Here is a 12,139-nt window from a genome sequence, read left to right on the forward strand (position 1 = left end):
CCTGGCCGATACGACCGGTGACGCCGAGATTGGCCTCAATTGGTGGTGGTAGGTGTCGACAACGTCATGGGCGGCGCATAGCCACCCACCAGGGCGCGATGCCACCACGCCCGGTCGCGGCGCAGCTCGGCCGGGGTGGTGAAGCGGTACTGGTACAGCTGGGCGCGCACAAACCGCGGTGGCGCATCCGGGAACGGGTTGTGGCGCAACAGACGCAGGGTCGGCCGGTCGTTGCGCAGCAGCCGCTGCAGGAACGGCCGCAGCCAGGGCTGCGCGTAGCCCGGCGAGATCGCGGCGAACCACATCAGCCAGTCCAGGCGCAGATGATAGGGGGCCCACTGTCGCGGCAGCCGGCGCGGCCCACCCGGCTTGCCTTTGAATTCATATTCCCGCCAGACGGTCTGGTCGCTGAGCTGGTCATCGTCGGTGCCCTCGATCACCACCTCCCGACGGATCCGCCCGATGCTGCCGAAGGCCCCGTAGGTGTTCACCAAGTGAAATGAGTTGAACGACATGTTCATTCGCTGGCGCGACGACAACATGTTCCGTATCGGCCAGTAGCTCATGAACAGCACCGCCGCCGACACCGCGGCAACCAGGACCGCAAACCACGCGGGCGCCGCCGGGCCGTCGTGCGCCGGGACCAGCCCCCCGGGAAGCAGCGACGCGACCGACGCGTCGTCGATGGCGCTGCACGCCAACAGAATCGTCACCCAGTTCAGCCAGGCGAAGTTGCCCGACGCGACCAGCCACAGCTGCGTGATGACGATGATCGCCGCGGCCACGCTGGCCACCGGCTGCGGCGCGAACAGTCCGAACGGCACGATCAGCTGCGCGAAATGGTTGCCCGCCACCTCGACCCGGTGCAGCGGTTTGGGTAGGTGGTGGAAGAACCAGCTCAGCGGCCCGGGCATGGGCTGCGTCTCATGGTGGTAGTACAGACACGTCAGGTCGCGCCAGCACGGATCGCCGCGCATCTTGATCAGCCCCGCACCGAATTCGACTCGGAACAACAGCAATCGGACCATCCACAACGTCAGCACCGGGGGCGCCACGTCTTCGTTGCCGAGAAAGATCATCAAAAACCCGGTCTCGAGAAGCAACGACTCCCAACCGAACGAGTACCAGGTCTGCCCGACGTTCACGATCGAGAGATAGAGCACCCACAGCACGAGCCACATCGCCATCGCGGCCCACAGCGGCGCCGCGTCGGCCGCGCCGGCGGCGACGGCCGCCGACAGTGCCGCGCCGAACCAGGCGACCGCCGCGAACAGCCGATCGGAGTAGCGCAGATGAAAGATGCTCGGCGTGCGCCAAAACGACTGCGCCGCCACAAACCGCGGAATGGGCAGCATCCCGTGTTCGCCGATGAGTGCGCGGAATTGCGCGGCCGCCGCGACGAACGCCAGCAGATAGATCGCCGCGGCGCCGCGCTCGAGGACCAGTCTGCCCACCCAGTATTCGGGCGCGGAAAACCAGGTCATGGCGCTCACTCCCCGATCGGCGGCTGTCGCACCGACCGCATATCCAGTCAATCAGCCGATAAACGGGGGTAGCCACTACGCGCCAAAACTATTCGGCACTATTCGTCGCCGGACCGGCGCTCCCGGTCGGGCATGACGATCACCGAGGCGGTCAGCACCGCGAGCGAAACCAGCGCCAGCAGTTGGACGTTCGCCGAATGACCCGCGTAGCCGTCCGCCGAGCGCCAGGGCTGGCGCGACAACGCCGCCCCCGCCACAATCAGCCCGCCGGCGCTGCCCACCAGGGCGAGGCGTTCCCAGCGCCGGGCGCGCAGCGCGTAGCGCAACCCCAGGGCGGCGCCCATCACGACGACGCCGCCGGCGCCGGCGATCAGCGCCCCGGCGGCCAGCGCCGGGACCGCCGCCCATGCCCCGGGCCGCCATGGTTGCGTGGGGGCGCCCGCGTCGCGGGTTCGGGTGCGCCAGAACGCCAGCAGCGCCAGCAGCGGCAACAAGGCCAGTCCCACCACCAGTCCCGCGCGGTAGAGCGGGTTGGAGGCGAACGTCAGCGTGATGGTGCCGGGGTCGCCCGCGGGGACCACCCACCCCTGCTGCCAGCCGTTGACGGCGATCGGCGTCAGCCGGGCCCCGCTGCCGGTGCGCGCCACCCAGCCGGGGTTGATGCTTTCCGGGATGACCATCACCCGGGGGGTGGCCGACGGGGGAGCCTGGACCTCGCGCCGGGCCGGTCCCCATGCCCGCCAGGACGAAAGACGTTCGGCCCGCGCGCTTTCGGGGGCCCGCGAGGTCGACAGTTGGGCCCCGTCGACGACGAACTGCGCCCCCGGGCTGATCAGCAGCTCCTGGTCGCCGGCGGGCAGCGCGATCGGATCGCGGTCGCACGGCACCGCAGCCAGGGGCTGATCGTCAAGTATCGCCCCGACGGTGGTGTGGATCGCGGTGTGCACGAACCGGCCCGCGACCGCGATGACCGGGCCGCGATCGCACCCGAGGAAGATCTCCCGGCCGCGGTTGCGGGCGGCGTCGGCGGGCGCGATCGCGTTGCCGTCGGCGCCGAGCGCGGCCACCTCGGCCAGCCCGGGCGGCTTGAGCTGGTCGAAGCCCAACGCGTTGCGGTCGATGACGTCGTCCCAGTCCAGCAGGCTGAGCGTCACCGTGTCGGTCACCCGGGGCTTCAGCGCGAGCGTCTGCGCCCCGCCTGAATCGGCCTTGACCGCCGCCACTTGCGGGCCGTCACCGAGGTTGACGGCCACCATCGTCGGACGCACGGGCAGCGCCGCCCGGCTGGGCACCAGCCGCAACCCGGTGACCTCGGTGGGTCGAGGCAGCCTCAGCGTCAGCGTCGGCGGGGTCTTGTGCTGCACCACCCGCTGCGGCGCCGTCCAGGCGGTGGCCGGGTCGCCGTCGGTGCCCGCGTAGGCCGAGCCCAGCACATCGACCGCATCCGAATCACCCTGGGCAACAGTCGCATCGGGCTCGGCGATCAGGGCGGCCAGCTTCGGGCCCTGCCGGGGCCGCACCCACACCGTCGGGGTCACCGACACCGGCGCCGGCACGGTCAACGTCCGGCTGAAGTTGACCGGCTCCTCCGGGGTGAGCGCCATCGACGGCGCGCAGCGCACGGTGTCGGGCGCCGGGGCGCAGCCGGGCCTGCCGAGCAGTTCCGAGCCCAGGTCCCACCCTGCGATCGGGGCGCCGGGGGGCGGCCCGGGCACCCGCACGGTGTGCCGCAGGTCGACCTGGTGGGCGAACCCGGACGCGTCGTACTGGGTGATCGTCAGGTCGGTGATGCCGAATTGCACGCCGGCGGACCCGTCATCGGTGCCCGCGGCGGTGATCCGGACCCACGGCGTTTCACCGTAGGGGAGCGCCGCGGCGAGCGGCTTGCCCGGCTCGTCGAACCGCAGCGTGGTGCTGCCGGTGGCGGTTTCGATCAGGATGCGGCGGACCTGGGCGCCGACGGCGGTTGCACTGGGGGTCAACGTGATTGCCGCATTCGTCACGGGGTGGTCGAAATCGATCCGCATCCACTGGCCGACGGCGGCCTGCAGCGAGTTGGACACCCAGGCGGTCGCGGAGTCCCCGTCGATCGCGGCGGCCGGGGAGGTCGCCGGGGCGACGTCGGGCATGGCGGTGGAATCCGACGACGAGCTCGACACGGTGATCCGCCCGCCGGTCCACGCGCCGGCCACCGGCTCCGCGCCCGGGACGGGATAGTCCGGCACCCGGTTGTAGGTGTGCCGCGCGTCGCCGGGGGCCCGGATCGCCGACGAATGTTGGTCCACCCGACCGTAATCCGTCTCCCGGGTCACCGGGGTGTCGGTGACGGTCACGCCGCCTCCCGGCGGCAGCGGCAGCCCGGCGGCGCCCGCGTCGGCGGTCAGCAGCGCCGGGCCGAGCGGCGGCTGGCCCAGCAGCCGCCGCCGTTCGTCCAGGCGCAGCAACGCTTCCGGGCCGCCGTCGACGCGGGCCAGCCGGTCGGCGTCGACGAGGTAGGGCGCGGCGGGGTCACTGACGTCACCGCCGCCGGTGACCCGGTAGATCTCGACCGCCGGGTAGCGCGGCCGCAACCCGCTGTCGGCGACGAAGCCGGCCAGCGTTCCGGGGCCCACCGGGGCGCCGAACTGCGCCACCTTCCGCAGCCCCGGCGAGCCGTCCACGGCGCGGTGCACCAGGATCGGGCGCGCCGAGCGCGACGTGTCGGGATCCAGGTCGTTGCGCACCGCAAGGTAGGAAATACCGTGGCGCGCAAGGGTATCGGCCAATCCCGCCGAGGGCCGGCCGGCGGCGAACAGGCGCTGCACCGAATCCAGCGCCCGGATGGTCTGCGGCGGGGTCAGCGGGATCGAATCGCGCACCCCCCACGGGCTGCTGCCCAGCACCTGCAGCGGCTCGTCGTGGCTGGTGCCCCACACCTGCGTGGCGAACGGCGCCCCCGGCACGACGAGCACCCGCCCGGGTGTGGGGGCGCCCGTGTTGTGCTCGGTGAGCCAGTCGGCGGCCTCATGCCAATACGGCGGGATGGCGGTGAACGTCCCCGGCGGCGCCAGCCGACCGGTCCACGCCAGCGAGGTGCTGACCATCAGCGCCGTCAGGACCACCATCGCGGCCGCCACCCGCCTGTCGCGCTCCGGGTGGGCGAACGCGCGCAGCCACACCGGCGTCGGGGCGGCGCCCGGCAGCGGTATCCGGCCGAGCAGGTGGGCGATGCCCAGCGCCACCGGGATGCCGATCACCGACCCCAGCTTGTGCACGTTGCGCAACGGGGCGCCGCCGGCGTCCAGGAAGGCCTGCACCGCGTGCGCCACCGGAGAGCCCAGCCCGCCGCTGTAGCCGACGGCCATCAAGACCGCCCCGACCAACAGCATCGTGACCAGGCGGCCACGCGCCGGCATGGCGGCCGAGGCCAGCCCCGCCAGCCCGGCCGCGGCGACCAGGCAGGTGCCCAGGATGGCCGCCGATCCGGTCACCAGCGGGGCGCCCGCGGTGGCGTTGGGCGCCACGTACGGGGTCCAGCTGTCGGTCCCGCGCAACATCTCGGTCAGTGACGACCATTGCGTTGTCACACCGGAGGATTCGATGAAGTCCAGGAACGGCGGGCTGATGGCGCGCAGCATCACCAGCGCCACCACCCACCACAGCGTGGCCAGCAGCAGCGCCAGCAGCCACCACCCGGTGTAACGCCACCACCGCCGGTTCGGTCGGTGGCATGCCCACCAGATCACCGCGGGCAGGCAGCCGGCCAGTGTCGCGATGGCGTTGACCGCGCCCATCAGCGCGACGGCCAGGCCCGCCCGGGCGGCCAGCGCTCGCACGGACCGATCCGTCGACGCCCGCAACGCGAGGATCGTGGGCAGCAACACCCAGGGCGCCAGCATCATCGGCAAGGTTTCCGACGAGATCGATCCGAGGGTGGTCAGCACCCGCGGCGACAGCGCGAACGCGGCCGCGGCGATCACCCGCGACGCCGGGCTGCCGATCCGCAGCGCCTCGGCGACGCGCATCAGCCCCCAGAAGCCCGCCGTGAGCAGCAGCGCCCACCACAGCCGCTGCGTGATCCAGCCGGGCACGCCCAGCGCGTGACCGATCAGGAAAAAGGTGCCGTGCGGAAACAGGTAGCCGTAGGCCTGATTCTGCGCCTGCCCGAACGGCAGCTCGCTGTTCCACAGGTTGGTCGCGCGCGCCAAAAAACGCAGGGGGTTGGCGGTCAGGTCGAGCTTCGTGTCGGGGGAGATCCGCCCCGGCGACTGGGCGAACGTCAACGCCAGCGCGATCGCGCCGACCAACCACAACCAGCGGCGCGACACAGCCGACGAAGTGAGGGTCGTCTCCGCGGGCTCCGGCCGCGCTGCCCCTACCTCGCCGCTAGCTACGGTTGCCGTACTCGACCCGGTTGAGCACTGACGACTGCGGATCGCCCCCGGGAAGTGGCGGCTTCGTGTCTTGCTGGACCATCAACGTGATCCCGAAGATCGCGGCCGCGCCGAGCAACAGGCCAACCACAACGCTCGCTGCGGCGGGCGCAACGATCCGGTTCATCGACGGCTCCTGGGTAATTGCGGGGCTTGCGGTCGTGACTTCAACCTAGCGCCAACCTAGCAGAAGAGCGTTCGACCGAGCGCTCGTCACCAGTGCAGACAGTGTCCGTGGAAACAGCGGTCGCCGTATTGCACCTGATAGGGCAACGCCGGGCGCGCCGGCGCCTGCACGGGGACGGCGGTGTCGTCGGCCACCGCGAGCGTGATGCCGACCGTCGTCGCGATCCCGACGGCCAACCCCGCCGCGATGCTGGCCGCGGCCGCCACCGTGAAACCGCTCATCGCCTGCTGACCTCCCCTGATGGGCAACCTACCGCTTGTGCCCCCTGGGGCCGGGGACGAAACGCCCCCCTGTGAAAGCATGGCCCGATGGCATTTTCGCGCACCTTCGCCGTGCTTGCGGCCGCGTCGGCGCTGGTGGCCGGCTGCGGCCACCACCCCGCGCCACCCGCCCACTCGTCGACGTCGAGTAAGCCGGCGGCCGCGCCCGCGCCCCCGGTGTGCGCCGACCCGGCGGCGGTGCCGGCCGCGCTGGGCATCCGCGACAAGCTGGCCCAACTCCTGATGGTGGGCGTGAAGAACGCCGATGACGCCCGGGCCGTCGTCAACGGCTACCACGTCGGCGGGATCTTCATCGGCAGCTGGACCGACCTGACGATCTTCCAGGGGCCGTTGGCGGACATCAGCGCCAAGGCGGGACCGCTGCCGCTGGCGGTCAGCGTCGACGAAGAGGGTGGCCGGGTGTCGCGGCTGAAGACCCTGATCGGCACGTCGCCGCCGGCCCGGGAGCTGGCGCAGACACAAACCGTCCAGCAGGTCCACGATTTGGCCGCCGACCGCGGCCACAAGATGCGCGACCTGGGCATCACCGTCGACTTCGCTCCCGTGGTCGACGTCAGCGACGAGGACGACGACGCCGTCATCGGCAACCGTTCCTTCGGCGCGGACCCGCAGACGGTGACCGACTACGCCGGGGCGTACGCGCAGGGCCTCCGCGACGCCGGGCTGCTGCCGGTGCTCAAGCATTTCCCCGGGCACGGGCACGGCTCGGGTGATTCGCACACCGGCGGGGTAGTCACGCCGCCGCTCGCCGACCTGCAGACCAGTGACCTGGTGCCCTACCGGTCGCTGGTGGCCGCGGCGCCGGTCGCGGTGATGGTGGGCCACCTGCAGGTCCCGGGCCTCACCGGCGATGTCCCCGCCAGCCTGAGCCCCGAGGCGGTGCAATTGTTGCGCAACGGCGTCGGCTACAAGGGTCCGCCGTTCACCGGCCCGGTGTTCAGCGACGACCTGTCCAGCATGGCCGCCATCTCCGACCGGTACGGGGTGTCGGAGGCGGTGCTGCGCAGCCTGTTGGCCGGCGTCGACGTCGCGCTGTGGGTCACCACCGACGAGGTGCCCGCGGTGCTGGACCGCTTGCAAAAGGCCGTCGCCTCAGGCGAACTGCCGACACGACGGGTGGATGAGGCGCTGGTGCGGGTGGCGAAGATGAAGGGCCCCGGCCCGACCTGCGGGCACTAGACGGTATGAGGAGGCTGGGGCCTCGCCACATGTGAACGTGGGTTGCTGTCAGGAAGTTGGTCCTGGCCAGTAGAGCCACAGATGTGGATGGAGGCCCCAGTGAAGATTCAGCGTACGAGTGTTGGGTTGGATGTGCACGCCCGATCGGTGGTCGGGTGTGGGTTGGATGGGGATACCGGGGAGGTATTCGAGCGGCGGTTGACCCCCGACCGTGGTGAGATCGCAGCATGGCTAAGGGATCTTCCGGGCCCGGTGGCGGTGACCTATGAGGCGGGTCCGACCGGGTTCGGGTTAGCCCGGGCGTTGGATGCCGCGGGCATCGCCTGTGTGGTGGCTGCGCCATCGAAGTTGATTCGCCCGACGGGTGACCGAGTCAAAACCGATGCCCGCGACGCCGCGCATCTGGCGCGGTTGTTGCATCTGGGCCAGATCACCGAAGTGACGGTTCCCAGCATCGAGCAGGAAGCGGCGCGGGATTTGGTGCGGGCCCGCGAGGATGTCCGTGGGGATTTGATGTCTGCTCGGCATCGACTGTCGAAACTGTTGTTGCGCCAGGGGATCGTCTATTGCGGTGGACGAGCCTGGATCCGTGAGCATCAGCGGTGGTTGCGTCGGCAGCGGTTCGACAGTGCCGCGCTGCAGCTGGCCTACGACACCGCTTTCGACGCGATGCTGGCCACCCTCGAGCGCCGGGAGCGCCTCGATACCGCGATCGCCGAGATGGCCGCTGATTCGCGGTTCACCCCGGTGGTGACCCGGCTGGGGTGTCTGCGCGGGGTGTCCACGCTGACCGCGTTCGGGCTGGCCGTCGAGATCGGGGACTGGTCTCGGCTGACCGGGCGCAGTATCGGCGCCTATCTGGGGCTGGTGCCAAGCGAGTACTCCTCAGGAGCGACGCGAACCCAGGGCGCGGTGACCAAGACCGGCAATGGTCATGCCCGCCGCCTGCTCATCGAAGCCGCCTGGCATCACCGAGCCCCCTACCGGCCCGGCGCGGTGATGCGCCGCCGCTGGGATGCCGCATCCCCAGCCGCCCGCGCCCGCGGCCAGGCCGGCAACCGGCGCCTGCATGAACGCTGGATGCGATTCGATGAGCGCAAGAAACGCTCCGTGGTGGCCAACGCCGCGATCGCGCGTGAGCTGGCCGGATGGTGCTGGTCGCTGGCCGTCCTCGAGGACTAAGCGGCCCACAAACGTCCAGATGAGCAAGCAGATGTCGGCAAGCGTCTTGGAGTGACCCGCGTCGCCGCTATGAGCAATCACGTTGCACCACAACCGATCACGCTCGACATCTAGACAAGCGGACCGCTCCGACTCGAAAGTCCCGTCCTGCGGTAACCAACCCGCGTATATCAGACTGACACGCGTCGACACGACACGCTCGACACCTCAACGCTCATCTGGTCAACGAAGCGGCGGCCTCGACGACGGTTGCGGCCGCCGCTTCACCCTGCCCCTTGACAAAATGACTCACATATCAGCGGCGATCGCGAGCGCGGCGTGAGCCGGCCGCCGCAACCTTGAGTGTGAACTGACGGCTTTGAGTGTGCAGTGGCGGCGCGCCCGATCGGCGTGTCGCCGCCGCAGATTCACACCGAAAGCCAACGATTCACACTCGACGGGCCAAGGCGAGGCGAAGACGGGCCAAGGCGCGGCGAAGACGGGCGCGGCGGGGCCGTCGAAGCGGGTCGCCGCATAGTCGACCCCGGGCGAAGCGGGTCGCCGCCGTGGGCACTAGTGCTGTGCGGTCCGGCCGCATTGCTTACTCTTGAGTCAGATAGACGGGCTAGAGAGGCGAGCGATGGCGGGTGGTACCAAGCGATTACCGCGCGCCGTGCGCGAGCAGCAGATGCTCGACGCCGCCGTGCAGATGTTCTCGGTCAACGGCTACCACGAGACCTCGATGGACGCCATCGCCGCCGAGGCGCAGATCTCCAAGCCCATGCTGTACCTGTATTACGGCTCCAAGGAGGACCTGTTCGGTGCCTGCCTGAACCGGGAAATGACCCGGTTCATCGACGTGTTGCGCGCCGACATCGACTTTCGCCAGAGCCCGAATGACATGCTGCGCAACACGATCGCGTCGTTCATGCGCTATATCGACGCGAACCGGGCGTCGTGGATCGTGATGTACACCCAGGCCACCAGCTCGCAGGCGTTCGCCCACATGGTGCGCGAGGGACGCGAGCAGATCATCGACCTGGTCGCCGGGCTGATGCGGGCCGGCAGCCGCGCGCCGCGGCCGGACATCGAGCACGAGATGATGGCCGTGGCGCTGGTGGGCGCCGGCGAGGCGGTGGCCAATCGGTTGTCCACCGGCGATATCGATGTCGACGAGGCGGCCCAGCTGATGATCGACCTGTTCTGGTACGGCCTCAAAGGCTCACCGGAGGAGCGGGAAGCGGCCCGGTCCCAGCCGGACGGCTCGGATGCCGCCGGCGACTAGACCCCTCCTTCGTCAGGTGGCCCCGATGCCCGTCGCCCGCACGGACCGCGGCAACCTCGACTTCTTTTGCGCGGTCGTCATCGTCGGGTTGCTGGCCGGCGTCGCCGGGTTGGCGACGACGCTCGTGCTGCGGGCGGTCCAGCACGCCACCTACCACTACAGCTTCGGCACCCTGCTGGCCGGGGTCGCCGCCAGCAGCCCGATACGCCGCGTGGTCGGCCCGATGATCGGCGCCGCGTTGGCCGCGCTCGGGTGGTGGCTGCTGCGGCGCCGCACGGACGTGCCGCCGCTGGCGGAAACCATCGCCCGCCGAGAACGCGTGCCGCGGCTCTCGTGGAGCATCGACGCCATGCTGCAGGTGGTGCTCGTCGGGTCGGGAGCATCGCTCGGCAGGGAAGGGGCGCCACGCCAATTCGCCGCGGTGCTAAGCGATTTGGGAACCGGATGGCTCAAGCGGCTCTCCGGGCGCGACCGTGAGATCCTGCTGGCCTGCGCGGCCGGGGCGGGGCTGGGCGCGGTGTATGCGGTTCCGCTGGCCGGGGCGCTCTTCTCGACCCGGACCTTGCTGGGCACCTGGCACCCGCGTGCGGTGGGCGCGGCGTTCCTGTCCTCCGGCCTGGCGGTCGCCATCGGCTCGGCCATCACGCGCGATCAACCCAACCTGCAGTGGCCGATCGAGGAATCGACCTATCTGTTGACAGCGCACGGATTGCTGTTGGCGCCGGTGGCTTTCGCGGCGGGCTGGGCCTTCAACCGGTTGATGGCCGCGGCGCGGCCGCCGCGCCCGGTGCGAAGCTGGGCGCTGATCCCGGCGCTGGCCGGGGCGGGCCTGGTAATGGGCGTCTGCTCGCATTGGTGGCCCGAGTTACCCGGCAACGGCCGCAGCATCCTGACGGTCAGCCTGGCCAGCGGCATGACCCTGGTGTCCGCGCTGGCGATCCTGGCATTGAAACCCCTTCTGACAGCGTTGTTCCTGCGCGCCGGGGGTACGGGCGGGCTGCTGACGCCGTCGCTGGCCACCGGCGCGGCGGCGGGGGCGGCGCTGGTGCTGGCGATCAACTGGGCGAGCGGGACGCACCTGCACGTGCCGGCGGTGTCGCTGGCCGGGGCCGCCGGTGTGCTCGCGGTGACCCAGGGCTCGCCGATCTGGGCGGCGATCTTCGTGTGGGAACTCGCCCGCCCGCCGCTGTGGTTGTTTGCGCTGTTCCTGCTGACCGCGACCGCCGCCCACGCGCTGAAAGTGCTTGCCTGCGGGCGCGGTTCGACGCACGCCGGCTAGCCGATCGCCACCGGTAGAAGCTAAAGCGGCCGGACCGTGCCGGTCAGGTGCGGGTATCCCTTGGCAATGTTGCGCAGCGAAAGGTCCCAGCCGTCGTCGTTTTCGTCGATGTAGAGACCGGCCGTCGCGGGCAGCACCAGCGGCTTGCCGAAGCGCACCGAGTACCGAGCCGCGTCCGGGATGGCGGCCTCGATGTTGGCCAATACGGCTGCGGCGCTGAACATTCCGTGCGCGATCACGGTGGGGAATCCGAACAGCTTGGCCGCGATCGGGTTGGTGTGTATCGGGTTGTGATCGCCCCCGACGACGGCGTAGCGCCGGATCAGGCCCGGGCTGATGCGCAGCACGGTGGGCGGTGGCGGCAGCTTGGGCTGTTTCTGCGGGGGCGGTTTGGGTTCGTCGGACAGGCTGGTGCGTTGCTGGTGCAGGAAGGTCGTGACCTGGTGCCACGCGGTGTCGTTACCGACGCTGACATCGGTCACCAGGTCGACCAGCAGACCTTTGCGGTGTTCGCGCAGGTTCTCGGCGTGCACGTGCACGCCGACGGTGTCGGTGACCGCGATGGGGCGGTATTGGGTGATGTGGTTTTCGGTGTGCACCGAACCCATTGCGGCGAAAGGAAAGTCGAACCCGGTCACCAGCGACATCAGCGCCGGAAAGGTCAGCGCGAACGGGTAGGTCAGCGGCACGCAGTTGCCGTAGCGCAGGCCGGTCACCGCCGCGTACTCGGCGACGTTCGTGCGGTCGATGGGCAGTTCCTCGATGGTGACCGTGCGGGTGGGCAGTCCGCCGCCGCGGGACACCACCGGCAGGGCTCCCGCGGCCGCGCGCAGCAGATTCTTCAGGCCGCTTGGCTGGTTCATCACGTTCT

9 protein-coding genes are annotated in these 12,139 nt (G+C 70.4%); 4 read left to right on the forward strand and 5 right to left on the reverse strand.

The features are described 5' to 3' along the window. Positions 1 to 35 precede the first annotated feature (35 nt). The 4 genes from QGN31_RS01595 to QGN31_RS01610 form a co-directional block, all read right to left on the reverse strand. On the reverse strand, positions 36 to 1,484 hold the full coding sequence (locus QGN31_RS01595) for a lipase maturation factor family protein (protein WP_008261794.1): 1,449 nt from the start codon (positions 1,482 to 1,484) through the stop codon (positions 36 to 38). 98 nt (positions 1,485 to 1,582) lie between these two features. Beyond that, positions 1,583 to 5,791: an alpha-(1->3)-arabinofuranosyltransferase domain-containing protein gene (locus QGN31_RS01600; protein WP_014943080.1), complete on the reverse strand. Its 4,209-nt coding sequence runs from the start codon at positions 5,789 to 5,791 to the stop codon at positions 1,583 to 1,585. A 58-nt stretch (positions 5,792 to 5,849) separates the two neighbouring features. Then, positions 5,850 to 6,023, reverse strand: coding sequence for a DUF2613 domain-containing protein (locus QGN31_RS01605; protein WP_007769006.1), 174 nt, complete (start codon positions 6,021 to 6,023; stop codon positions 5,850 to 5,852). An 86-nt stretch (positions 6,024 to 6,109) separates the two neighbouring features. Beyond that, the gene (locus QGN31_RS01610; protein WP_008261786.1) at positions 6,110 to 6,304 is read right to left on the reverse strand and encodes a DUF2613 family protein; all 195 of its coding nucleotides are present in this window, start codon (positions 6,302 to 6,304) and stop codon (positions 6,110 to 6,112) included. 87 nt (positions 6,305 to 6,391) lie between these two features. Here QGN31_RS01610 and QGN31_RS01615 point away from each other — a divergent pair, with 87 nt between their 5' ends. The 4 genes from QGN31_RS01615 (at position 6,392) to QGN31_RS01630 (ending at position 11,268) form a co-directional block, all read left to right on the forward strand. After that, a complete protein-coding gene (locus QGN31_RS01615; protein ID WP_014385987.1) occupies positions 6,392 to 7,543 on the forward strand; it encodes a glycoside hydrolase family 3 N-terminal domain-containing protein in 1,152 nt (383 codons plus the stop codon). A 99-nt stretch (positions 7,544 to 7,642) separates the two neighbouring features. After that, complete coding sequence (locus QGN31_RS01620; protein ID WP_438362663.1) at positions 7,643 to 8,725, forward strand: IS110 family transposase; 1,083 nt, start codon at positions 7,643 to 7,645, stop codon at positions 8,723 to 8,725. Positions 8,726 to 9,344: 619 nt separating this feature from the next. Beyond that, the gene (locus tag QGN31_RS01625) at positions 9,345 to 9,989 is read left to right on the forward strand and encodes a TetR/AcrR family transcriptional regulator (RefSeq protein WP_014383448.1); all 645 of its coding nucleotides are present in this window, start codon (positions 9,345 to 9,347) and stop codon (positions 9,987 to 9,989) included. Between the two features lie 25 nt (positions 9,990 to 10,014). Then, positions 10,015 to 11,268, forward strand: coding sequence for a chloride channel protein (locus QGN31_RS01630; RefSeq protein ID WP_043955466.1), 1,254 nt, complete (start codon positions 10,015 to 10,017; stop codon positions 11,266 to 11,268). A gap of 20 nt (positions 11,269 to 11,288) precedes the next feature. Here the strand turns inward: QGN31_RS01630 and QGN31_RS01635 are convergent, their stop codons facing one another. Beyond that, a complete protein-coding gene (locus QGN31_RS01635; protein ID WP_008261782.1) occupies positions 11,289 to 12,131 on the reverse strand; it encodes a MaoC/PaaZ C-terminal domain-containing protein in 843 nt (280 codons plus the stop codon). Positions 12,132 to 12,139: the final 8 nt, after the last annotated feature.

This window comes from Mycobacterium sp. 2-64 (assembly GCF_035918375.1).
Lineage (GTDB): Bacteria > Actinomycetota > Actinomycetes > Mycobacteriales > Mycobacteriaceae > Mycobacterium > Mycobacterium intracellulare.